Source organism: Streptomyces sp. UC4497 (assembly GCF_054871485.1).
On the sequence record NZ_JBTYHB010000009.1, the window covers coordinates 17571 to 40865 of the forward strand.

General features: G+C 70.8%; 22 protein-coding genes and 1 tRNA gene. 13 read left to right on the forward strand and 10 right to left on the reverse strand.

The window, feature by feature from the left end; all coding sequences use genetic code 11:
* Window positions 1-28: 28 nt before the first annotated feature.
* Both ACYSUO_RS14615 and ACYSUO_RS14620 read right to left on the reverse strand, forming a co-directional pair.
* Window positions 29-637 (reverse strand): TetR/AcrR family transcriptional regulator, encoded by a 609-nt coding sequence (locus ACYSUO_RS14615; RefSeq protein WP_266711888.1) that lies wholly within the window; start codon window positions 635-637, stop codon window positions 29-31.
* Window positions 634-2142 (reverse strand): 3-hydroxyacyl-CoA dehydrogenase, encoded by a 1509-nt coding sequence (locus ACYSUO_RS14620; protein ID WP_461776537.1) that lies wholly within the window; start codon window positions 2140-2142, stop codon window positions 634-636. Before ACYSUO_RS14620 ends, ACYSUO_RS14615 begins: the two co-directional genes overlap by 4 nt.
* Before the next feature lie 228 nt (window positions 2143-2370).
* On the opposite strand from ACYSUO_RS14620, the gene paaN reads away from it, so the two are divergent.
* Entirely contained in the window at window positions 2371-4083 is a 1713-nt protein-coding gene (gene paaN, locus ACYSUO_RS14625) for a phenylacetic acid degradation protein PaaN (protein WP_461776538.1), read from the forward strand.
* Here paaN and ACYSUO_RS14630 read toward each other — a convergent pair.
* The 3 genes from ACYSUO_RS14630 to ACYSUO_RS14640 are packed head-to-tail and all read right to left on the reverse strand — an operon-like array spanning window position 4080 to window position 6995.
* The gene (locus ACYSUO_RS14630; RefSeq protein WP_461776718.1) at window positions 4080-4871 is read right to left on the reverse strand and encodes a TrmH family RNA methyltransferase; all 792 of its coding nucleotides are present in this window, start codon (window positions 4869-4871) and stop codon (window positions 4080-4082) included. The two genes, paaN and ACYSUO_RS14630, sit on opposite strands and share 4 nt — an antisense overlap.
* A 46-nt stretch (window positions 4872-4917) precedes the next feature.
* The gene (locus ACYSUO_RS14635) at window positions 4918-6105 is read right to left on the reverse strand and encodes an HTTM domain-containing protein (RefSeq protein WP_461776539.1); all 1188 of its coding nucleotides are present in this window, start codon (window positions 6103-6105) and stop codon (window positions 4918-4920) included.
* Window positions 6106-6128: 23 nt separating this feature from the next.
* On the reverse strand, window positions 6129-6995 hold the full coding sequence (locus tag ACYSUO_RS14640; RefSeq protein ID WP_461776540.1) for a DUF5819 family protein: 867 nt from the start codon (window positions 6993-6995) through the stop codon (window positions 6129-6131).
* A 291-nt stretch (window positions 6996-7286) separates the two neighbouring features.
* On the opposite strand from ACYSUO_RS14640, the gene paaA reads away from it, so the two are divergent.
* The 6 genes from paaA (at window position 7287) to ACYSUO_RS14670 (ending at window position 12383) form a co-directional block, all read left to right on the forward strand.
* A complete protein-coding gene (gene paaA / locus ACYSUO_RS14645) occupies window positions 7287-8324 on the forward strand; it encodes a 1,2-phenylacetyl-CoA epoxidase subunit PaaA (protein WP_461776541.1) in 1038 nt (345 codons plus the stop codon).
* Window positions 8321-8632, forward strand: coding sequence for a 1,2-phenylacetyl-CoA epoxidase subunit PaaB (gene paaB, locus ACYSUO_RS14650; protein WP_461776542.1), 312 nt, complete (start codon window positions 8321-8323; stop codon window positions 8630-8632). The genes paaA and paaB overlap by 4 nt, the downstream gene beginning before the upstream one ends.
* 89 nt (window positions 8633-8721) lie before the next feature.
* Window positions 8722-9411 carry a 1,2-phenylacetyl-CoA epoxidase subunit PaaC gene (paaC, locus tag ACYSUO_RS14655; protein ID WP_461776719.1) on the forward strand — a complete coding sequence of 230 codons (690 nt, stop codon included), beginning with the start codon at window positions 8722-8724 and terminating at the stop codon, window positions 9409-9411.
* Window positions 9405-9992, forward strand: coding sequence for a 1,2-phenylacetyl-CoA epoxidase subunit PaaD (gene paaD, locus ACYSUO_RS14660; RefSeq protein ID WP_461776543.1), 588 nt, complete (start codon window positions 9405-9407; stop codon window positions 9990-9992). Before paaC ends, paaD begins: the two co-directional genes overlap by 7 nt.
* The gene (gene paaE / locus ACYSUO_RS14665; protein ID WP_461776544.1) at window positions 9992-11086 is read left to right on the forward strand and encodes a 1,2-phenylacetyl-CoA epoxidase subunit PaaE; all 1095 of its coding nucleotides are present in this window, start codon (window positions 9992-9994) and stop codon (window positions 11084-11086) included. Before paaD ends, paaE begins: the two co-directional genes overlap by 1 nt.
* 142 nt (window positions 11087-11228) lie before the next feature.
* Window positions 11229-12383, forward strand: coding sequence for an acyl-CoA dehydrogenase family protein (locus tag ACYSUO_RS14670; protein WP_461776545.1), 1155 nt, complete (start codon window positions 11229-11231; stop codon window positions 12381-12383).
* Window positions 12384-12432: 49 nt separating this feature from the next.
* Here the strand turns inward: ACYSUO_RS14670 and ACYSUO_RS14675 are convergent, their stop codons facing one another.
* From ACYSUO_RS14675 to ACYSUO_RS14690, 4 genes are all read right to left on the reverse strand, one after another.
* Window positions 12433-12762, reverse strand: a complete 330-nt coding sequence (locus ACYSUO_RS14675; protein WP_461776720.1) for a rhodanese-like domain-containing protein — start codon at window positions 12760-12762, stop codon at window positions 12433-12435.
* A gap of 49 nt (window positions 12763-12811) precedes the next feature.
* On the reverse strand, window positions 12812-13630 hold the full coding sequence (locus ACYSUO_RS14680) for a hypothetical protein (RefSeq protein ID WP_461776721.1): 819 nt from the start codon (window positions 13628-13630) through the stop codon (window positions 12812-12814).
* A gap of 129 nt (window positions 13631-13759) precedes the next feature.
* Window positions 13760-15208 carry a DUF2252 domain-containing protein gene (locus ACYSUO_RS14685; protein ID WP_461776546.1) on the reverse strand — a complete coding sequence of 483 codons (1449 nt, stop codon included), beginning with the start codon at window positions 15206-15208 and terminating at the stop codon, window positions 13760-13762.
* Window positions 15209-15386: 178 nt separating this feature from the next.
* On the reverse strand, window positions 15387-15776 hold the full coding sequence (locus ACYSUO_RS14690; RefSeq protein WP_461776722.1) for a winged helix-turn-helix transcriptional regulator: 390 nt from the start codon (window positions 15774-15776) through the stop codon (window positions 15387-15389).
* A gap of 154 nt (window positions 15777-15930) precedes the next feature.
* Between ACYSUO_RS14690 and ACYSUO_RS14695 the strand changes: the two genes are divergently transcribed.
* Entirely contained in the window at window positions 15931-16584 is a 654-nt protein-coding gene (locus ACYSUO_RS14695) for an FMN-dependent NADH-azoreductase (protein ID WP_461776547.1), read from the forward strand.
* Window positions 16585-16767: 183 nt separating this feature from the next.
* On the opposite strand, the gene ACYSUO_RS14700 is transcribed toward ACYSUO_RS14695, so the two are convergent.
* A tRNA-Leu gene (locus ACYSUO_RS14700) sits at window positions 16768-16850 on the reverse strand.
* 334 nt (window positions 16851-17184) lie between these two features.
* Between ACYSUO_RS14700 and ACYSUO_RS14705 the strand changes: the two genes are divergently transcribed.
* From ACYSUO_RS14705 to ACYSUO_RS14725, 5 genes are all read left to right on the forward strand, one after another.
* The gene (locus tag ACYSUO_RS14705) at window positions 17185-18066 is read left to right on the forward strand and encodes an FhaA domain-containing protein (RefSeq protein WP_461776548.1); all 882 of its coding nucleotides are present in this window, start codon (window positions 17185-17187) and stop codon (window positions 18064-18066) included.
* 10 nt (window positions 18067-18076) lie between these two features.
* A complete protein-coding gene (locus ACYSUO_RS14710; protein WP_461776549.1) occupies window positions 18077-18598 on the forward strand; it encodes an FHA domain-containing protein FhaB/FipA in 522 nt (173 codons plus the stop codon).
* A 158-nt stretch (window positions 18599-18756) separates the two neighbouring features.
* On the forward strand, window positions 18757-20286 hold the full coding sequence (locus tag ACYSUO_RS14715; RefSeq protein WP_461776550.1) for a Stp1/IreP family PP2C-type Ser/Thr phosphatase: 1530 nt from the start codon (window positions 18757-18759) through the stop codon (window positions 20284-20286).
* Window positions 20287-20311: 25 nt separating this feature from the next.
* Window positions 20312-21739 (forward strand): FtsW/RodA/SpoVE family cell cycle protein, encoded by a 1428-nt coding sequence (locus ACYSUO_RS14720; RefSeq protein ID WP_426902755.1) that lies wholly within the window; start codon window positions 20312-20314, stop codon window positions 21737-21739.
* The gene (locus ACYSUO_RS14725; protein ID WP_461776551.1) at window positions 21736-23196 is read left to right on the forward strand and encodes a peptidoglycan D,D-transpeptidase FtsI family protein; all 1461 of its coding nucleotides are present in this window, start codon (window positions 21736-21738) and stop codon (window positions 23194-23196) included. The genes ACYSUO_RS14720 and ACYSUO_RS14725 overlap by 4 nt, the downstream gene beginning before the upstream one ends.
* Window positions 23197-23295 lie beyond the last annotated feature (99 nt).

Below are 23295 nucleotides of genomic sequence, written 5' to 3' on the forward strand. Positions count from 1 at the left end.
CTCTCAGCGCCCCCAGCGCCTCCCAGGGTCAGCCGGCCTTGCGCAGCCCCTGGAAGACCAGCTCGACCACGGCGTCCGCCACTTCACGGTCGCCGAGCCCGCCGCCGTCCGGCCGGTACCACTCCACCAGCGAGTTGATCATCCCGAAGACGAGCCGCGTGGCGAGCCGCACCTCGATGTCACCGCGTACGTCCCCGTCGGCAGCGGCCGCCCTGAGCAGCTGGGCGACCTGGTGGTCGAACTCCCTGCGCCGCTCCATGGCCCACCGCTCGGTGTCGGTGTTGCCGCGTACGCGCAACAGCAGGGTCACGTACGGCAGTTCACCGGTGAGCACCTCGACCATGCGCCGCGTGACGTACTCCAGGCGCTCGATCGCGCGTCCCGCGCGCGCGGGTTGCTCGTCGAGGATCCCGAAGAGACCGTCCAGCGCGCGACTCACGGCGCGGCGCAGCAGCTCCTCCTTGCCCGTCACATGGTGGTAGATCGACGACTTGGAGATGCCGGCCGCCTTGGAGAGGTGCTCCATGGACGTGCCGTCGTAGCCACGCTCGTTGAAGACGGTGACCGCGACCGCGAGGAGGCTCTCGGGCGTGTAGGTGTCGCGGCGCGCGCCCGTGTCCCGTCGTGCGGTGGTCATGCGGAGCCCTCCCACTTCTTGGGGGTGTACGAGTGCCGGAAGAGGGCGAGGGACGGCGCGTGCCGCCCCGAGGGGTCGCGTTCGTGCAGTTCCTCGAGCACCCCGCAGGCCCAGCCACGGCCGAGCCTGCGGCCCCACTCCAGGGGCCCCAGCGGGTAGTTGACGCCCAGGCGCATCGCGGTGTCGATGTCGCCCTCGGTGGCCACCCCGCGCGCGAGGGCGTCGTGCGCCAGGTCGATGATCCGCGCCACGGTGCGGGCCACGATCATGCCGGGCACGTCGCCGATGACGCTGACCTCCTTGCCGAGCGCCTGGAAGAGGCCGACGGCCTCGCCGATGGTGCGCGGGTTGCCCTCCTGGCTGGTGGCCAGGGCGATGCGGGTGGCCTTGCGGTAGTCGAAGGCGAGGTCGAAGTAGACGACGTCGCGGAACTCGACGGACGTCTGGCCGTCCGCCTGCACGAGCTGGCCGCCGCTGGGCAGCACGATGCGCGTGCCCTTGTCCTCGTCCTCCTGGACGACCTCGATGCCCGCCTCGCGCATCATCGGGATCAGCTCGCCCGCGGACTCCAGGTCGCCCTCGACGGTCACGCGCGCGGGCGGCCCGGCCGGACCTGCGGTGTGCGGCTCGGGACGCTCGGCGTCCTCCCCGTACGCGTACCAGCCCTGGCCCGACTTGCGGCCCAGGCGGCCGGCCTCCACCAGGCGGCGCTGGGCCAGCGACGGCCGGAACCTCACGTCCTGGAAGAAGCCCTCCCACACGGAGCGCGTCACGGCCTCGTTGACGTCCTGGCCGATCAGGTCGGTGAGTTCGAACGGCCCCATCCTGAAGCCGCCGCTCTCCCGCAGCACGGCGTCGATGGTGGCGGGGTCGGCGCCCTGCTCCTCGTACACGGCGAACGCCTCCGCGTAGAAGGGCCGCGCGATCCGGTTGACCAGGAAGCCGGGGGTGTCCGCGCAGGCCACCGGGGTCTTGCCCCAGGCGCGGGCGGTCTCGTACGCGCGCGTGGCCGCGGTGACGTCGGTGGCGGCGCCGGAGACGACCTCCACCAGCGGCATCAGGGGCGCCGGGTTGAAGAAGTGCAGCCCCACGAAGCGGCCCGGCCGGCGCAGCGCCCCGCCGATCGCCGTCACGGACAGGGACGAGGTGTTGGTCGCGAGCAGACAGTCCTCCGCGACGACGCCCTCCAGCTCGCGGAACAGGTCCTGTTTGACGTCGAGTCGCTCCAGTACGGCCTCGACGACGAGCGTGGCGGGCGCCAACTCGCCGAGCGTCTGCGCGGGTTCGAGCCGGGCGATCGCGGCCGCCCGCTCGGCGGCGTCCAAGCGGCCCTTCTCGACGAGCCGGTCGAGGCGCGCTGCGATCGACTCGGCGGCGCTCCTCGCACGCCCCGGCACGGCGTCGTACAGCCGGACGGGATGCCCGGCGACGAGGGCGACCTGGGCGATGCCCTGCCCCATGGTGCCGGTGCCCACCACGCCGACGAGGCGGTCATGTGCTGTCATGCACGTGATCCTCCCGTACCGGGCCAAGCCATGGGGTCCGGGGGCTGGTGCGGCCGATTTTCTCCGGCTTTTCCACAGCTTTTCCGCACCCCCTTGTCCCGACCGATCGTTCGGTTACTCTAACTCTGTTGGTTCGTTCCTGCCCAGACCAGCCTGCCCAGTCCCGTCCAGTCCCGCCCAGCTCGCCGGCTCGACGAGGAGCCGCAGCCCAGGAGGAGTTGGTCCCCCATGGCCGCCGCCGAACTCACCGCGCACGACCTGATCGCCAAGCACCGGCCGACGCTCGACCAGGCGCTGGAGACGATCCGCACGCGCGCGTACTGGTCCCCGCACCCGGAGCACCCCAAGGCGTACGGGGAGAACGGGAGCCTGAGCATGCCCGAGGGCAAGGCCGCCTTCGACGCCCTGCTCGGCACCCGCCTCGACCTCGGCCAGCCCGGTACGGACGGGTTCGTGGGCGGTGAAGTGTCGCCGTACGGGATCGAGTTGGGCGTCACGTATCCGCACGCCGACATCGACGTGCTGCTTCCGGCCATGCGCGCGGGTATGCGCGCGTGGCGTGACGCAGGCGCCGAGGTGCGCGCGGTGACGTGCCTGGAGATCCTGGCCCGGATCGGCGCGCGGACGCACGAGTTCGCGCACGCGGTCATGCACACCAGCGGCCAGGCCTTCATGATGGCGTTCCAGGCGGGCGGCCCGCACGCGCAGGACCGCGGCCTGGAGGCGGTGGCGTACGCGTACGAGGAGCAGGTGCGGACCCCGGGCGCCGCGGAGTGGTCCAAGCCCCAGGGCAAGCGCGATCCCCTGGTCCTGGCCAAGGAGTTCACGCCGGTGGCGCGCGGCATCTCCCTGCTGGTCGGCTGCAACACGTTCCCTACGTGGAACGGGTATCCGGGCCTGTTCGCCTCCCTGGCGACCGGCAACCCGGTCCTGGTGAAGCCGCACCCGCGCGCGGTGCTGCCGCTCGCGCTCACCGTGCAGGTGGCCCGCGAGGTCCTCGCCGAGGCGGGCTTCGACCCGAACCTGGTGGCGCTGGCGGCCGAGCGGCCCGGAGAGGGCATCGCAAAGACCCTCGCCGTACGCCCCGAGATCAGGATCATCGACTACACGGGATCCACGGCCTTCGGCGACTGGCTGGAGACGAACGCCCGGCAGGCGCAGGTCTACACGGAGAAGGCCGGCGTCAACACGGTGGTGATCGACTCGACCGACAACTACAAGGGCATGCTGGCCAACCTCGCGTTCTCGCTGTCCCTCTACAGCGGCCAGATGTGCACCACTCCGCAGAACCTCCTGGTGCCGCGCGAGGGCATCACCACGGACGAGGGCCCCAAGGCGTACGACGAGGTGGTGGCCGACCTGGCGAAGTCGGTCGGCGGCCTGCTCGGCGACGACGCCCGGGCGAACGGGGTGCTGGGCGCGCTGGTCAACCCGGACGTGAAGGCGCGGCTCGACGCGGCCCCCGGCATCGGCGAAGTCGCCCTGCCCTCACGGGAGATCAGCAACCCGGACTTCCCCGACGCCGTGGTCCGTACGCCGGTGATCGTGAAGCAGGACGGCGCGCGGAAGTACTGGGAGGGGGCCGACGCGGAAGCCGCCTACATGAGCGAGTGCTTCGGCCCGGTGTCCTTCGCGGTCTGCGTCGACTCGACCGGTGACGCGGTGGACCTCCTGCGCCGCACGGTGCGCGAGAAGGGCGCCATGACGGTCGGCGCATACACCACCTCCGAAGAAGTGGCCCAGTCCGTCGAGGACGTCTGCCTGGAGGAGTGCGCGCAGCTCTCGCTCAACCTGACGGGCGGGGTGTACGTGAACCAGACGGCGGCGTTCTCCGACTTCCACGGTTCGGGCGGCAACCCCGCGGCGAACGCGGCCCTGTGCGACAGCGCCTTCGTGGCGAACCGCTTCCGGGTGGTGGAGGTGCGCCGGGAGGCCTCCTAAGGCGCCTGGGTGCTGTGCGCGCTCCAGTGGAAGAGCGTCATGCCGACGCTGGTGGCCAGGTTGTAGCTGGAGACCTGGGGCCGCATCGGCAGCGACACCAGTTGGTCGGCACGCGCGCGTAGTTCGGCGGAGAGGCCGCTGCGCTCGGACCCGAAGGCGAGCAGGGCGTCGTCGGGCAGCTTCAGGCCCCGGATGTCCGCGCCTTCGGGGTCGAGCGCGTACAGCGGCCCGCTCGGCAGCTCGTCGACCGCGAGCCGCTCCACGGCGGTCGCGAAGTGCAGCCCTGCACCGCCCCGTACGACGGTGGGGTGCCAGGGGTCGAGGTCGCCGGTGGTGACGACCCCGGTGGCGCCGTAGCCGGCGGCGAGGCGGATCACGGCGCCCGCGTTGCCGAGGTTGCGCGGGTTGTCGAGCACGACGACGGGGGTGGTGCGCGCGTCGCGCCCGAGAGCGGCCAGGTTGTCGGCCCGCGCGGGGCGCCCGGCGAGCGCGGCGACCCCGGTGGGGTGCAGCCGCGGCACGAGCCCCCGCAGCACCTCGTCCGGCACCTCCACGAGGAGCCCCGCCAGATCCCGTACGACATCAGGGGCAAGCTCGTCGGCCAGGGCGAGCGCGGACGCACGGTCGACGGCGAGCGCGACCGGGACGTCGGCGCCGAAGCGCAGGGCGTGCTTGAGGGCGTGGAACCCGTCGAGCAGCACCGCGGAGTCCGCGAGCCGCCGCCAGGCACGCACGGCGTCCTCGGCGGTCCCCGCGCCCTGTGGGCCCTCGGGCCGCTCGTCCCGCATGCCGCCCGCGCCGTCCGCCGTAGTCGTCCCGTTCACGGCAGGAAGCCTACGTGCGCACGGCCGACTGCTCCGCCGCCACCGGTTCGCCCTCGTCCTCCACGGGCCGGCCGGGCTCGGCCGGGGCCTTCGTAGAGGAGAAAACGCGACTACGCGCGCGTGCCACCCAGCCGCCGACGCGCACCAGGAAGGACGTCGGCAGGAACACCGCGTCCGCGGCGATCATCGCGAGCGAGAAGAAGGGCAGCCCGAGCACGACGGCGATGACCGCGTGCTCCAGCATCATGAACACCAACAGGACGTTCTTGAGGCGCCGGTTGAAGACGGTGAACGGAAAGGCGACCTGGACGGCCACGGTCCCGTACGTCACGAGCAGCACCATCGGGCCGTACGTCGTGAGCAGGTCGCCCAGGGCGGGCCAGGGCGAGAAGTAGTCCAGGTGGAGCGGGTAGTAGACCGCGGAGCCGTCCTGCCATCGGCTGCCCTGGATCTTGTACCAGCCCGCCGTCGCGTAGATCAGACACGCCTCGACCATCACCACGAGCAGCCCGGCGTTGTGCAGCAGGTTGGCGACGACGTCGCACAGGAGGCGGGAATCGCCCTGCCGGTCGCGGCGGTTCACGGACCACCACACCGCCTGGGCCGCCCAGATACCCCAGAAGAACAGCAGCCAGCCGCCGCCGACCTTCCCCGTGAACGTGATCGCGGCGAGCACGAGGCCCATGCCCCACCACAGCACGATGCCGAACCGGTCCTCGGCCCCGCGCCGCAGCCTGCGGGCGTCCAGCGACCAGACCTGCCCGCACCGCGTGAAGACGAGGTAGATCGACATGAGGTGGATGACGTTGTCGCCGCCGTCCCCCATGAAGACGCTGCGGTTCTGCAGGGACAGCACGCCGATCATGAAGACGACCGACATGGTGCGGGTGCGCCAGCCCAGCATCAGCAGCGCGGACGACACCACCGCCACTATGTAGACCAGCTCGAACCAGCCCTGCCCGTCGGACCACATGAGCGCGCTGAACGCGTGGTTGTCGTCGGTGAGCTGCTGGGCCATGCCCCAGCTCCACGGCCCGTCGGGGCCGTACATCTCCTGGCGGTGCGGGAACTCGCGCAGCAGGAACAGCAGCCAGGTCGCGGAGAACCCGATGCGGATCACGGCGCTCTGATAGGGAGCGAGCGCGGACCCGGTGATCCACTGGAGGCCGTCGCCCAGCCTCCGCTGCATGCGGTCCATGAGCCCCACGGAAGGCGCGCCGTTCATCGGTCACCGCCAGCCGAGGGCGCCACCGACGACTGCACCCGCACGCGCGTGCCGCTGTCGAGCGGGGCATCGCTGGAGGTGACCGTCCACCACGGCACCTGCCGGTACACCGGCTTCTGGTTCACCTTCTCGTCACTCCACTTCGGGGGCTCGACCATGGTCGTCTTCGAGCGGATCTGAACGCGCTCGACGGTCTCGCCCTTGCCCGCGGCCCCGAGCCGGTCGAGGCGCAGCACGAGGATGCGGCGCAGGTACTGCTCGGAGAGGGTGCCGCGCAGACCGTTCGGCCGGTTCTGCGCGTCGTGGGTGCCCGTGTAGACGTCCCAGGCGCGGCGCAGCTCGTTCTGCTGGGTGTGGCTGGGCAGCAGGTTTCCGTCGATGGCGGCGCCGTCCTGCGCGGACAGTCCGTACCAGCGGGTCGCGCGCAGCTCGCCGTCGGGCGTGCGCACCTCGGCGCGGGCCTCCACCGCGATGTTCTGCTGCAGCGGGTTGGGCGCGAACAGCTTCCAGTTCTGCTCGAACTCCGGGTAGACCCACGCGCCGACCAGCTCACCGTGCTTCTTGGTGATCGTGTTCGACGGCGCGACGTGCAGGAACACCATCAGGATGTGTACGCAGGTGACGAGCGAGATGCCGATGAGCGCGAGGACGGCGGTCAGCTGGTGACCGGGGGAGAGCGCCGCGAGCCCGCGCCGCTGCTCGGGTGTATCGGACGGTCCCCCGCCCGATTCCGTACCCGACGGACCCGACGGCCCCGACGAACCCGATGACCCCGACGGCTCGGGCAGGCGGGGTCGCGGCGGAGCCGACGGCTCCGTCGTGAGCCGCGCGCCCTCGTCCGCGGCGCCTGCTTCTGTCTCCATCGGTGCTCCCCGATCCCGATCCGGTGCTGCCCGGCTCCCGGTCCATCCGCCGATCGGCGCCCCCGTGACAAACCGATCCCGAGCCGTCGCCCCGCGGGACGACGCACCGGAACCGTACTGGGGAGCGCCCGCGCGGCACAGACATCCGAGGTTATCCACAGGCCGACCGCACAGGGTTGACACCTTACGGCGCCGAGACCCACCATTGAATCCGACGAACCGAACGATCGGTCGGGAGCCGGTGAGGCCCTCGACCCGAGGTCGGGCACCCAAGGTCGAGGGGGACCGGGCATGGCGACAGCAACCCCGCAGCACCGCGCGGCCGGAGCGCGGCCGGACGACACCGGCGCCGCCGCCGAGCCGGGCACCGCCGCGTTCCAGGCCGTGTTCGACGCGGCGGTGGCGGCGGAAGAGCGCATCGAGCCCCGCGACTGGATGCCCGACGCCTACCGCGCGACGCTCGTGCGCCAGATCGCCCAGCACGCCCACTCCGAGATCATCGGCATGCAGCCGGAGGCGAACTGGATCACGCGCGCCCCTTCGCTGCGCCGCAAGGCGATCCTGATGGCGAAGGTCCAGGACGAGGCGGGGCACGGCCTCTACCTCTACGGCGCCGCGGAAACCCTCGGCACCGGCCGCGACGAGCTGCTCGACAAGCTGCACAGCGGCCGTCAGAAATACTCCTCGATCTTCAACTACCCGACGCTGACCTGGGCCGACGTCGGAGCGATCGGCTGGCTCGTGGACGGCGCGGCGATCACCAACCAGGTGCCGCTGTGCCGCTGCTCCTACGGTCCGTACGCGCGGGCGATGGTGCGGATCTGCAAGGAGGAGTCCTTCCACCAGCGCCAGGGGTACGAGCTGCTGCTCGCGCTCAGCCGTGGCACGGAGGCCCAGCACGCGATGGCGCAGGACGCCGTGGACCGCTGGTGGTGGCCGTCCCTGATGATGTTCGGCCCGCCCGACGACGAGTCCGCGCACTCCGCCCAGTCGATGGAGTGGAAGATCAAGCGGCACTCGAACGACGAGCTGCGCCAGCGCTTCGTGGACATCTGCGTCCCCCAGGCCGAATCCCTCGGACTCACGCTCCCCGACCCGGAGCTGAAGTGGAACGAGGAGCGCGGGCAGCACGATTTCGGGCCGATCGACTGGTCGGAGTTCAAGGCCGTCCTCAAGGGCAACGGGCCGTGCAACGAACAGCGCATCACCCAGCGCAGGCGCGCGCACGACGAGGGCGCGTGGGTGCGCGACGCCGCCGCGGCCCACGCGGCCAAGCACTCCCCATCCACCGCATCCACCACGGCGACGCGAGAAGGCAGGGCGGCATGAGCGACACCCCGAGCAGCGCCTCCGGTACCCCGGACTGGCCCCTGTGGGAGGTCTTCGTACGCTCCCGCCGCGGCCTCTCCCACACGCACGCCGGCAGCCTGCACGCCCCGGACGCGGAGCTGGCACTGCGCAACGCGCGCGACCTCTACACCCGCCGCGGCGAGGGCGTCTCCCTGTGGGTCGTGCCGTCCGCGGCGATCACCGCCTCCTCGCCGGACGAGAAGGACCCGTTCTTCGAGCCCGCCGCCGACAAGGCCTACCGGCACCCGACGTTCTACGAGATCCCGGAAGGGGTGAAGCACCTGTGACGCAGCCCGAAACGACGCGGCCTGAAACGGCGCGGCTCGATACGACGCGGCCCCGCACGCACGGCACGACGGACACCGCGTCCGCCGCCCTGGCCCTCGGCGACGACGCCCTGGTGCTCTCGCACCGCCTGGGGGAGTGGGCTGGCCACGCACCGGTCATCGAAGAGGAGGTCGCCCTCGCGAACATCGCGCTCGACCTGCTCGGCCAGGCCCGCGTCCTGCTGAGCCTGGTGGGCGACGAGGACGAGCTGGCGTACCTGCGCGAGGAGCGCGCCTTTCGCAACGTGCAGCTGGTCGAGCAGCCGAACGGGGACTTCGCCCACACCATCGCCCGGCAGCTCTACTTCTCGACCTACCAGCACCTCCTCTACGCCCAACTGGCCGAGAACGGATCCGAGTTCGCTCCCCTGGCCGCCAAGGCGGTCAAGGAGGTCGCCTACCACCAGGACCACGCCCGGCAGTGGACGCTGCGCCTCGGTGACGGCACGGAGGAGAGCCACGCGCGGATGCAGCGCGCGGTCGACGCGCTGTGGCGGTACACCGGCGAGATGTTCCAGCCGGTCCCCGGCCTGGACATCAACCAGCACGAACTGCAAGCGAGTTGGAACACGTCCATCGCCGACACGCTGCAAGAGGCGACGCTGACCGTGCCCGAGGGCCCGCAGCTCGGTGCATGGAGCGCGGGAGCAGGTCGGCAGGGCGTGCACACCGAGTCCTTCGGCCGGATGCTCGCCGAGATGCAGCATCTGCACCGCAGCCACCCGGGGGCGTCATGGTGACCGCCTCGCCCCGGGCCCACCACGCACAGCGGGAAACCCCGTTGGAGGCCGAACTGCGCAGGCTGGCCGGGTCCGTGCCCGACCCCGAGCTGCCCGTCCTGAGCCTGGAGGAGCTGGGCGTGCTGCGCGCCGTGCACACGCGCGGGCCCGGCCGCGTGGAGGTCGAGCTGAGCCCGACGTACACCGGGTGCCCCGCGATCGAGGCGATGTCGGCCGACATCGAGCGGGTGCTGCACGAGCACGGGGTCCCCGAGGTCACCGTCCGCCCGGTGCTCACCCCGGCCTGGTCGACGGACGACATCACACCCGAAGGCCGCCGCAAGCTGCGGGAGTTCGGCATAGCGCCGCCGCGCACGACGCGCGCGCCCGCGGGCCCGGTGGCCGTGTCCCTCAGTCCGACCCGGCACACGTCCCAACCGGCCGCCTCCGAGAAAGCAAGCGTCGCCGAGGAAGCGATCGCCTGCCCGCACTGCGGCTCGACGGAGACCGAGCTGCTGAGCCGGTTCTCCTCCACCGCCTGCAAGGCGCTGCGCCGCTGCCTGTCCTGCCGCGAGCCCTTCGACCACTTCAAGGAGTTGTGATGGCGCACGAAGGGGGACGGGCCCGCTTCCACCGGCTCCGCGTCGCGGCGGTCGACCGGCTCACCGACGACTCCGTGGCACTGACCCTCGCCGTACCGCCCGAGCTGCGCGAGGCGTACCGCTTCACTCCGGGACAGCACCTCGCCCTGCGCCGCACCGTGGACGGAGCAGAGATCCGGCGCACGTACTCGATCTGCTCAACCGCCCCGGCGCACGAGGCACCGAGCAGCCTCCGGGTCGGCGTGCGCCTGGTCGACGACGGCGCGTTCTCCACGTACGCGCACAAGGAGATCGCCGTCGGTGACGAGCTGGAGGTGATGACCCCGGCCGGCCGCTTCACCCTCGACCCCACCCCCGACACCGCCTCCGCGCACTACGCCGCGGTGGTCGGCGGCAGCGGCATCACACCGGTGCTGTCCATCGCCGGCACCCTCCTGGAGCGGGCACCGGACGCCCGGTTCTGCCTGATACGCAGCGACCGCAGCACCGCGTCGACGATGTTCCTGGAGGAGGTCGCCGACCTGAAGGACCGCTACCCGGACCGGTTCCAGCTGGTCACCGTGCTCTCCCGGGAGGAACAGCAGGCGGGCCTGGCATCCGGCCGGCTCGACGAGGAGCGGCTCACCGCCCTCCTGCCCGCGCTGCTGCCGATGGAGCGGGTGGCCGGCTGGTACCTGTGCGGGCCGTACGGGCTCGTGCAGAGCGCCGAGCGGGCGCTGCGCGCACTCGGCGTGCGGCGCGAACGCGTCCACGAGGAGATATTCCACGTCGACGACGGCGGCCAGGACCGGGACCGGGGGTCCACGCCGACGCCCGCGCACAGCACGGTGACGGCGCAGCTCGACGGCCGTTCGGGCAACTGGGCGGTCGAGGACGGCGAGTCCGTCCTGGAGACCGTGCTGCGCAACCGTCCGGACGCGCCGTACGCCTGCAAGGGCGGGGTCTGCGGGACCTGCCGCGCGTTCCTGGTCTCGGGGTCGGTCCGCATGGACCGGAACTTCGCGCTGGAGGCGGAGGAGACCGAGGCGGGCTATGTGCTGGCCTGCCAGTCGCACCCGACCACGGAGAAGGTGGAGCTGGACTTCGACCGCTGACCCCGGAGCGCCCCGCCGACCCCTGTTCCCTTCTCGTAGAACCTGTTCTATCTTGACGACCCGTCAGATCGCGGGCGTGGTACGGCAGGCACGGTAGGTACGGCAGGCACGGCCGGAATGGCAGCAACGGGAGGAAAGGCCAGTGGACTTCACCTTCTCCGAGGAGCAACAGGCGGCCGTCGAAGCGGCGCAGGCGGTGTTCGGGCCGGTCGCGCCGGACGGTGTGCCCAGCCCCTCACTCACCTCGGGCGCGGTCGCCGAGGACTTCGACCGGGCGCTGTGGGCGAAGGCCGCCGACGCCGATCTGCTCAGTCTGCTGATCGGGCCGGAACACGGCGGAGCGGGACTCGACGCCATCGCGCTCTGCCTGGTGCTGCGCGAATCGGCCAAGGTCCTCGCCCGGATCCCGCTGCTCGAACACAGCGCGGCCGCGACGGTCGTGGAGGCCTGCGGTGGAGACCAGTTGCGGCAGGAGATCCTCCCCCGCGCCGCGCGCGGCGAGCTCGTGCTGACCGTCGCCTCCGCGGGCCACACCGGGCACGACCCGGCCGAACTGGCCGTCACCGCGCGCAAGGAGCCCGACGCGGGAGGGGACACCTGGGTGCTCGACGGCGTGCAGACGGCCGTGCCCTGGGCCTACGGCGCCGACCGGATCCTCGTCCCGGCGCACACCGGCGAGGGGGAAGCGGTGCTGGCGGTGCTCCCCGGCCCGTTCGCCGACGTACCGGGGCTCACGCTCGCCGAGCAGATATCGACGACCGGCGAGCGCCAGGCCGAGCTGCGCCTGGACGGCGTGCGCGTCGAGGGGCCGCACCTCATCGAGGACGCCACGGCCTGGCCCCGCCTGCACGACCTGCTCGCCACCGGCACCTGCGCGCTCGCGCTCGGCCTCGGCGAGGGCGTGCTCAAGATGACCAGCGACTACGCGGGCAAGCGCGAGCAGTTCGGGTACCCCATCGCCACGTTCCAGGCCGTGGCCGTGCAGGCCGCCGACCGCTATATCGATCTGCGCGCCATGGAAGCCACCCTGTGGCAGGCGGCCTGGCGCATCAGTAGCAACGCGAGCGGCCCGCTGCCGGTCGCGGGGGACGTGGCGGTCGCCAAGACCTGGGCGTCCGACGGCGTCCGACGCGTCGTGCAGACCGCACAGCATCTGCACGGCGGCTTCGGCGCGGACACGGACTACCCGCTGCACCGCTATCACGCATGGGCCAAGCACCTGGAGCTCTCGCTCGGCCCGGCCGCCGCCCACGAGGAGGCACTCGGCGACCTGCTGGCGGCGCACCCCCTGGGGTGATCAACCCCAGAAAGCAGATGTCAGGCCCCGAAGGCCGAAAGAACAGCTCTCAGGCCACGGCGCCCGGCTGCCCGTTGTCATCCACGACGGCGCGGCCGGCCGCCTCCCAGGCCTGCATGCCCCCGTCGACGTTCACCGCGTCGACGCCCTGCTGCGCCAGATACATCGTCACCTGGGCGGAGCGTCCGCCGGAGCGGCAGATCACGTTGACGCGGCCGTCCTGCGGCGCCGCCTCCGTCAACTCGCCGTAGCGGGCGACGAATTCGCTCATCGGAATGTGCAGCGCACCCGCCGCGTGACCCGCCTGCCACTCGTCGTCCTCACGGACGTCGAGGAGGAAGTCCTCTTCCTTGAGCTCGTCGACAGTGACCGTGGGCACACCAGAACCGAAAACCATGCCCCCGACGCTACCCTCTCGGGCCCGGAACTCAGGAGGCGGTCAGCCGCTCCAGCTCCGCCTCCTGCTCGGCGACCTGCGCCAGCAGCTTCTCGGCGATCTCGTCGAGCAAGGTGTCCGGGTCGTCGGGAGCCATCCGCAGCATGGAGCCGATCGCGCTCTCCTCCAGCTCCTGCGCCACCGCCGTGAGCAGCTCCTTGCGCTGCGCCAGCCACTCGAGGCGGGCGTACAGCTCCTCGCTCTCGCTCGGCTGCTGCTCGGACGGCACAGGACCCGCGTCCCACTCCTCGGTCAGCTCGCGCAGCAACGCCGCGTCACCCCGGCCGTACGCCGCGTTCACCCGCGCGATGAACTCGTCGCGGCGCTCCCGCTCGCGCTCGTCCTGCGCCAGGTCCGGGTGCGCCTTGCGGGCCAGCGCGCGGTAGAGCTTGCGCGCCTCCTCGCTGGGCCGCACCCGCTGCGGCGGCCGCACCGGCTGATCGGTCAGCATCGCGCTGGCCTCGGGGAACAGCCCGTCCCCGTCCATCCAGCCGTGGAACAGCTCCTCGACGCCCGGCATCGGCATCACCCGCGCCCGCGCCTCGTCGGCCTTGCGGTGGTCCTCCGGATCACCGGTGCGGGCCGCCGTCGCCTCCGCGATCAGCGCCTCCAGCTCGTCGAGCCGGCTGTACATCGGCCCGAGCTTCTGGTGGTGCAGGCGCGAGAAGTTCTCCACCTCGACCCGGAAGGTCTCCACGGCGATCTCGAACTCGATCAACGCCTGCTCGGCGGCGCGCACGGCCCGCTCGAGGCGCGCCTCGGGCCGCTCCGCGTCCCGCTCTTGGGCCCGCTCGTTGAGGCGTTCCTTCAGGCGGTCCTTGAGGCGCTCCCGAGGTTGCTCCTCCGGCTGCCCTGCCACATCGTCGGTCTCCGGGGTCGTCACACGACCAGCGTAGGGCACGGTGTTTCCCGCGCCGGAACGGCTGCGGCGGCCCGCTCCTCAGACGCCCGCCTCGGCCGCCACCCGCCCCTCGCGCACGGCCCGCACCAGCTCCCCGTGGTCGGCCTCGGTCCGGTCCGCGTAGGCGACGGCGAACGCGGCCACCGCCTCGTCCAGCTCCTCGTTCTTGCCGCAGTACCCGGCGACGAGCCGCGGGTCGGCGCTGTGCGCGTGGGCGCGGGCGAGCAGGGCGCCGGTCATCCGGGCGTAGTCGTCTATCTGGTCGGCAGCGAGGGCGGCCGGGTCGACGCTGCCCTTGCGGTTCCTGAACTGCCGCACCTGGAAAGGCCGTTCGTCGACCGTGGTCCACCCGAGCAGGATGTCGCTGACGACCTGCATCCGCTTCTGCCCGAGCACCACCCGCCGGCCCTCGTGCCCGACGGGCTCCGCCGCGAACCCGGCCGTCGGCAGGTGCGGGAGCAGCGCCGATGCCCGCGCCTCCTTCACCTGCAGCACGAGCGGCTCGCCCCGGTGGTCGAGAAGCAGCACCACGTAGGAGCGGGTGCCGACGCTGCCGGTGCCGACGACGCGGAACGCCACGTCATGGATCGCGTACCGCCCGAGCAGCGGAAGCCGGTCCGCGGACAGGGTGTCCAGATAGGGGCCCAGCGCGCTGGCGACGGCCGCGGCCTCCTCGTCGGGCACCGAGCGGAGCACCGGCGGCGCGTCCACGAACCGACGTCCACCGCCCTCGACGGCGACCGTGGACTTGGCCGCGAACCGTCCGCTGGTGTTCCTGCTGGCCTTCTCGGAAACCCGCTCCAGGGTGCCGAGCAGATCCCGGGCGTTCGCATGGGAGACGAGCTCCTCGTCGGCGATCGCGTTCCACGCCTCCAGGGTGGGGAGCTTCGCGAGGAGCCGCATGGTGCGCCGGTAGGCACCGACGGTGTCGTGCGCCGCTTCCTTGCAGGTGTCCTCGTCGGCCCCCGCCTCCCGACCCGCGAGCACGAGCGAGGTGGCGAGCCGCTTCAGGTCCCATTCCCAGGGGCCGTGCACCGTCTCGTCGAAGTCGTTGAGGTCGATGACGAGGCCGCCGCGCGCGTCCGCGTACAGGCCGAAGTTGGCCGCGTGCGCGTCACCGCAGATCTGGGCGCCGATGCCGGTCACCGGGGTGCGCGCGAGGTCGTACGCCATCAGGCCGGCGGAGCCGCGCAGGAACGCGAAGGGGGTGGCGGCCATGCGTCCGACGCGTATCGGTGTGAGCTCGGGGATCCTGCCGCGGTTGGACTCCTCGACGGCGGCCGAACCGTCGGGCCGGTCCGGGTCCGACGCGAAGTCCCGGTGCACGGACCGCGGCACCTTCTCGCGCAGCGCCTTGCCCGCCGCCTTGGGTGTGCTGCCCGAGCCTTCCGCGGCCGCCGCGAACCCCGGCACCCGCGGCAGCGGCCGCGCCCCGGGCTCCGGCACCCCGCCCTGCCTCGGCACCGCCACGTGATCCGATCCGCCCATGACCGACCGCCTCCCCCGTCCCCTGAGAACGTCCCGTACGCACGCCGCACGGAGCCGTCCCCGCACGTCGTGTGCAATCGGTCACGACCGTACCGCCGGTCCGGAAAACCCGTCAGGGCCTGTGGAAAACCCTCAGCACGTGCACAACTCACTCACTCCGCGGGCGGAACCTCTCCGGCTACTTCCGGAACTCCTCCGGACACGTCCCGCCCTCGGCCCCGAGATACTTCCCGGCCCAGTCCCCCAACTCCTGCAGCGCCGGCTGCAGCGCCGCCCCCGCCGCTGAGAGCCGGTACGAGACGCGCAGCGGCGGCCCCTCGTCGACCTGCCGCACGACGAGGCCGGCCGCCCCGAGCTCGGTCAGCCGGTCGGAGAGCATCCGCTCGCTGATGCCGGGGATGGCCCTGCGCAGATCCGCGAAGTGTCTCGGTCCGCCCATCAGGACGGACACGATCAGCCCCGTCCAGCGCTTGCCCAGCAGTCCGAAGACGCGCGTCATGCCGATGTCGACCGTCGAACACCTCTGGGGTTCGTGGGTCACGGCGCCCGACGCACACGCCTCGCTCATGTCTTCCCCGTTGCCCACCATGCCTCCAGGGTACTGCGTTCTCGTATGGGGGTGAAAAAAAGTAAGCCACTGTGCTATTACTAGTTACATACTCAATTACCGCGCCCTCGGTCCCATCCTGACAGGGCGCCCTCAACCCTCACGGGAGAGAACCATGGCCACCCTGCTCCACATCGACTCCTCCGTCTTCGACGGCCAGGCCTCCGCGTCCCGTGCCGTCACGGACGCCTTCCGCAAGGCCTGGGAGGAGCAGCACCCGGAGGGCACCGTCGTCTACCGCGACCTGGCCGCGAACCCGGTGCCCCACATCACCGCCGACGCCCACGTGGCCGGCTTCGTCCCCGCCGACGCGCACACGCCGGAGCAGGCCGCCGCCTTCGCCGAGCGCGTCAAGCTCATCGAGGAGCTGGAGCAGGCGGACGCCATCCTGATCGGCGCCCCGATGTACAACTTCTCGATCCCCTCCACGCTGAAGGCGTGGCTGGACAACGTGATCCTCATGGGCCGCACCTCGGGCCCCGAGACCCAGTCCGCCAAGGGCACCCCGGTCACCGTCGTCGCCAGCCGCGGCGGCTCCTACGCGCCGGGCACCCCGCGCGAGGGCTTCGAGTACGTGCAGAACTTCCTGGGCGCCGCCCTGCGTGACGGCCTCGGTCTCGACCTGGACTTCATCGTCCCGGAGCTGACCATGGCCCCGCAGAACCCGGCGATGGCCGAGCTGATCCCGCTCTTCGAGGCCTCCCGCGCCAAGGCCCTCGCGGACGCCGAGGAGAAGGGCAAGGCGCTCGCCTCCCGCTTCGCCGCCTGAGCACGCGCGCGTACCTGAGCGCGTAAGCCTGCGTACGTACCCGCGCACGCGCGCGTAGCGACGTGACATAACCCACAGGGCCCCACGACCAGTCGATCGTGGGGCCCTGTGGGCATGCGCACCCGCTCTCGGCGGGCAACGCAAAAGCCCCGCAGATCCGAAGATCTGCGGGGCTTTTCACTGTGCGCGAGGGGGGATTTGAACCCCCACGTCCCGAAGGACACTGGCACCTGAAGCCAGCGCGTCTGCCGTTCCGCCACTCGCGCAATCGAGTGTGTCTTCCGAACCCTGTGCCCTTGCGGGCCCTGTGCCTTCCGACGAACAAAACATTAGCACGCTGCGAAGGGTGGATTCACATCCGTTCCTGGGGGCGCTCGGCGGGCACCCGGGACCTGGATCGCCCACGGCCCACAGCCGCGTACGGGACACTGTGTGGAGGCCACCTCTACGATCCCCAGACAAGGGGCCCGGTTGAGGGGCTGTGAGCGTCGACACTCATCGAGCAGGCGGACAGGGGGAACCAGCCGATTTCCCGACGCGTGGATACGATCAGTAAGCAGTACCAAGTAGGCAGGGCGGCAAAGAAGGAGGAGGTGCCCCATGGGAGTCCTGAAGAAGTTTGAACAGCGCCTGGAGGGGCTGGTCAACGGCACCTTCGCCAAGGTCTTCAAGTCCGAGGTGCAGCCCGTCGAGATCGCCGGAGCGTTGCAGCGCGAGTGCGACAACAACGCCACGATCTGGAACCGCGACCGGACCGTCGTCCCCAATGACTTCATCGTGGAGCTCAGCGCGCCCGACTACGAGCGGCTGAGCCCCTACTCGGGCCAGCTCGGTGACGAGCTGTCCGGCATGGTGCGCGACTACGCGAAGCAGCAGCGCTACAGCTTCATGGGCCCCATCAAGGTGCACCTGGAGAAGGCGGACGACCTGGACACGGGTCTGTACCGGGTACGCAGCCGCACCCTCGCGTCCTCCACCAGCCAGGACCGGCCCCAGCAACAGCAGCGCCCCGCCCCGGCCGCCCGGCCGAACCAGGCGAGCCAGGCGCCCGGTGGCTACGGATACCCGGGGCCCACCGCGGCCCCGCCGATGCCCTCGGCCCCGCCGCCGGCCCGTCCGGCGCAGGCACCGCAGCATGCACCGCAGTCGGCACCCGCGGTACAGGGACAGCAGCCCGACGCGGGCCCGCTGCCCGGCGCCCGGATGCGCCACTGGATCGAGATCAATGGCACACGCCACCAGATCTCTCGCGCCACCCTCGTGCTCGGTCGGTCCACCGAGGCCGACGTGCGGATCGACGACCCCGGCGTATCGCGCCGGCACTGCGAGATCCGGACCGGAACGCCCTCGACGATCCAGGATCTCGGATCCACCAACGGCATCGTGGTGGACGGGCAGCACACCACCCGCGCTACGCTCCGCGACGGCTCGCGGATCGTCGTGGGCCAAACCACCATCGTTTACCGGCAAGCCGAAGGGTGAAGCGGGGGCAATGTCAGAGCTGACCCTGACGGTCATGCGGCTGGGTTTCCTGGCCGTTCTGTGGCTGTTCGTGATCGTGGCCGTCCAGGTCATCCGCAGCGACCTGTTCGGAACGCGCGTCACCGCACGCGGCTCACGCCGTGAAAACGGACGTTCGCAACAGGCCGCACGACAAGCCGCTGCGCCTCCGCAGCAGCGGCAGCAGCAGCAAGGGGGCGGTGGCCGTCAGCGGCGCGGCGCCCCCACCAAGCTGGTCGTCTCCGAAGGCACGCTCACCGGTACGACGGTGGCGCTGCAGGGGCAGACGATCACGCTCGGCCGTGCGCACGACAGCACGATCGTGCTCGACGACGACTACGCGTCGAGCCGGCATGCCAGGATCTACCCGGACCGGGACGGTCAGTGGATCGTCGAGGATCTCGGGTCCACCAACGGCACATATCTCGACCGGACCCGCCTCACGACGCCCCAGCCGATTCCGCTGGGCGCGCCGATCCGCATCGGCAAGACCGTCATCGAGCTGCGGAAGTAGTGCTACGTCATGAATGAGCGCGAGCGGAGCGAGCGGGCCGACGCGGACGTCCGGGCCTTTGCTGCCCCGGACACCGGCGCGCTCCCGACCGGAGGGTGGGCAGTGTGGTTCGACACGACCGGCTGTACCCGGAGTCTGAGCCAGCTGGGCAGGTGCGCATGAGTCTGTCACTGCGCTTCGCCGCCGGATCACACAAAGGCATGATCCGCGAGGGCAACGAGGACTCCGGTTACGCCGGCCCCCGGCTGCTCGCGATCGCCGACGGCATGGGCGGCCAGGCCGCCGGTGAGGTCGCCTCGTCCGAGGTGATCTCCACCATCGTCGCGCTCGACGACGACGTGCCCGGTTCGGACATCCTGACCTCGCTCGGCACCGCCGTGCAGCGGGCCAACGACCAGCTCCGGATGATGGTCGAGGAGGACCCCCAGCTCGAGGGCATGGGGACCACTCTGACCGCACTGCTGTGGACGGGCCAGCGGCTCGGCCTCGTACACGTGGGCGACTCGCGCGCCTACCTGCTGCGCGACGGCGTGCTGACGCAGATCACGCAGGACCACACGTGGGTGCAGCGCCTCGTCGACGAGGGCCGCATCACGGAAGAGGAAGCCACCACGCACCCGCAGCGCTCGCTGCTGATGCGCGCGCTGGGCAGCGGCGACCACGTCGAGCCCGACCTCTCCATCCGTGAGGTCCGGGCCGGCGACCGCTACCTGATCTGCTCCGACGGTCTGTCCGGCGTCGTCTCCCACCAGACGATGGAGGAGACGCTCGCCAGCTACCAGGGCCCGCAGGAGACGGTCCAGGACCTGATCCAGCTGGCGCTGCGCGGCGGCGGACCCGACAACATCACCGTGATCGTCGCGGACGTCCTGGACATCGACAGCGGGGACACCCTCGCCGGTCATCTCTCGGACGCACCCGTCATCGTGGGCGCCGTCGCCGAGAACCAGCAGGCGCTGCACGAGGGCAACGCGATGGAGACCCCCGCGGGGCGCGCAGCCGGACTCGGCCGCCAGGCCCACGGTGGATCCGCGGGCGGGGGCGGCGAGTTCGGCCCGCCCGACAGCGGCGCCGTGGAGGGCTTCTCCTACTCGGACGAGGACTTCGTGAAGCCGCGGCCCCGCCGGAGGTGGCTCAAGAGATCGCTCTACACGGTGCTCGCGCTGGCCGTCATCGGCGGCGGGCTCTACGGCGGCTATCGCTGGACGCAGACGCAGTACTACGTCGGCACCAACGAGGCGCACGTGGCGCTGTACCGCGGCATCAGTCAGGACCTCGCCTGGGTGAGCCTGTCCGACGTCGAGAAGGACCACCCGGAGATCGAGCTCAAGTACCTGCCGCCGTACCAGCGCAAGCAGGTCGACGCGACCATCGCCGAAGGCGACCTGGCGGCCGCCCAGGACAAGATCCAGGAACTGTCCGCGCAGGCCACCGCATGCGAGAAGCAGGCCGCACGGGACAAGGCCGAGAACGAGAAGAACGCGAAGACCGGCGAGGGCGAAGCCGGCGGAACCTCCACGGGTGGCACGGCGTCCAAGGCGTCGTACCGGACCGCGGAAACCGCCACACCCACACCGAACCCGTCGGGATCCTCGACCGGTAAGTCCAAGACCTCTCCCAAGCCCACCCCTGGCCCCACTCTCTCCGACGAAGAGCAGCAGCTGGCCAAGGCGTGCGCGCAGCAGTAGAAGCCGTTGGGGGCCTCAGCACGCCATGAGTAGTAACTCCACGACCCATACGTCGACCATTGGAGCGATCGGAGCACCCAGCCGGCGCAACACCGAGCTCGCGCTCCTGGTGTTCGCCGTGATCATCCCGGTGTTCGCGTACGCCAATGTCGGCCTCGCCCTCGACGGCGAGGTCCCCACGGGCCTGCTCGGCTACGGACTGGGCCTCGGCCTGCTCGCGGGCGTCGCCCACATCGTCGTACGGAAGTTCGCGGCGTACGCGGACCCGCTGATGCTGCCGCTGGCCACGCTGCTCAACGGGCTCGGCCTGGTGGTCATCTGGCGGCTCGACCAGTCGAAGCTGCTCCAGTCGATCGACCAGGCGGGCAGCGCCGCGCCCAAGCAGCTGATGTACACGGCCATGGGCATCGCGCTGTTCATCGTGGTCCTGATCTTCCTCAAGGACCACCGCGCCCTGCAGCGCTACACCTACATCTCCATGCTCGGCGCCGTCGTCCTGCTGCTGCTGCCGCTGGTTCCGGGCCTCGGCCAGAACATCTTCGGCGCGCGGATCTGGATCAACATCGGCGGTTTCTCCATCCAGCCCGGTGAGTTCGCGAAGATCGTTCTCGCGATCTTCTTCGCCGGCTATCTGATGGTGAAGCGGGACGCCCTGGCGCTCGCCTCGCGCCGCTTCATGGGCCTGTACCTGCCGCGCGGCCGCGACCTGGGACCGATCCTCGTCGTCTGGGGAATCTCGATCCTCATCCTGGTCTTCGAGACCGACCTCGGTACGTCGCTGCTGTTCTTCGGAATGTTCGTCATCATGCTGTACGTCGCCACCGAGCGGACCAGCTGGATCGTCTTCGGTCTGATGATGTCCGCGGTCGGCGCCGTCGGCGTGGCCACGTTCGAGCCGCACATCCAGCAGCGCGTCGACGCCTGGCTCGACCCGATGAAGGAGTACATGCTCAGCCGGCAGGGCGTGGCGGGCCACTCCGAGCAGGCGATGCAGGCGCTGTGGGCCTTCGGCAGCGGCGGCACCCTCGGCACCGGCTGGGGCCAGGGTCACTCCGAGCTGATCCGCTTCGCCGCGAACTCCGACTTCATCCTCGCCACCTTCGGCGAGGAGCTGGGCCTCGCGGGCCTGATGGCACTGCTGCTGATCTACGCACTGATCGTGGAGCGCGGCGTGCGCACCGCCCTCGCGGCCCGCGACCCCTTCGGCAAGCTGCTCGCCGTCGGCCTGTCCGGCGCCTTCGCGCTGCAGGTCTTCGTCGTCGCGGGCGGCGTCATGGGCCTCATCCCGCTGACCGGTATGACGATGCCCTTCCTCGCGTACGGCGGTTCCTCCGTCATCGCCAACTGGGCGCTCATCGGCATCCTGATCCGCATCAGCGACACCGCGCGGCGGCCCGCTCCGAGCCCCACGCCAAGTCCCGACGCCGAGATGACCCAGGTGGTCCGACCGTGAACAAGCCCCTGCGCCGCATCGCGATCTTCTGCGGCCTCCTGATCCTGGGCCTCCTGATCCGGGACAACTGGCTCCAGTACGTGAAGGCCGACTCGCTGGCCTCCGACAAGGAGAACCGTCGCGTCGCCATCGAGCGGTACTCGACGCCGCGCGGCGACATCATCGTCGACGGAAAGTCGGTCACCGGCTCCAAGGCGACCACCGGCACCGACCTGAAGTACAAGCGCACCTGGAAGGACGGGCCCATGTGGTCGCCCGTCACCGGTTACGCCTCGCAGGTCGTCGGCGCCAGCCAGATCGAGAACCTCGAGGACGGCATCCTCAGCGGCAACGACGACCGCCTCTTCTTCCGCAACACCCTCGACATGATCACGGGCAAGCAGAAGGAGGGTGGCAACGTCGTCACCACCCTCAACGCCGACGCGCAGAAGGCCGCCTACGACGGCCTGAAGAACCGCGGCAAGGGTGCCGTCGCCGCCATCGAGCCGTCCACCGGCAAGATCCTCGCGCTCGCGTCCACCCCGTCGTACGACCCCTCGTCCTTCGCGGGGAACTCCACCGACGACAGCCAGACGTTCACGCGGCTCGACAAGGACAAGGACAAGCCGCTCCTGAACCGCGCGCTGCGCGAGACGTACCCGCCGGGGTCGACGTTCAAGCTGGTGACGGCCGCGGCCGCGCTGGAGAGCGGCAAGTACGCCCCGGACCAGAAGACCGACACCCCGCTGCCGTGGATCATGCCGGGAACCACGACCCCGTTGAAGAACGAGGGCAACATCCCGTGTGAGAACGCGACGCTGCGGAACGCCCTGAAGGTCTCCTGCAACACCGTCTTCGGCAAGATCGGCTCGGACCTCGGCAACGACGCGATGCTCGAGGAGGCCGAGAAGTTCGGCTTCAACAAGCAGCAGTACGTCCCGGTCCGTTCGAACGCGTCCGTGTTCTCCGACGACATGAACAAGTCGGAGACCGCGCTCTCCTCGATCGGCCAGTTCAACACCGCCACGACGCCGCTCCAGATGGCCATGGTCGCCTCCGCGATCGCCAACGACGGCAAGCTCATGGAGCCGTACATGGTCGACGAGCTGAAGGCCCCGAACCTCGACACCATCGAGAAGACGGACCCGAAGGAAATGAGCCAGCCGCTCTCCGAGGAGAACGCGCAGAATCTCCAGTCGATGATGGAGACGGTCGTCAACGACGGCACCGGCGCCAACGCCAAGATCCCCGGCGTCACCGTCGGCGGCAAGACCGGTACCGCCCAGCACGGCGTCGACAACAGTGAGAAGCCTTACGCCTGGTTCGTCTCCTACGCCAAGACCAGCTCCGGTTCGCCGGTCGCCGTGGCCGTGGTGGTCGAGGACGGCAGCGCCAACCGTGACGACATCTCCGGTGGCGGCCTGGCCGCGCCCATCGCGCGGGACGTGATGAAGGCGGTCGTGGACAGCAAGAAGTGACGCGGCGGAACTCGGCTTCACCGCGCCTTGTGAGCCCGGTCACTCGTTGTTCACATAGACGCACGTGGCGATACCGGTCCTGTCACGGGTCATGGTGGT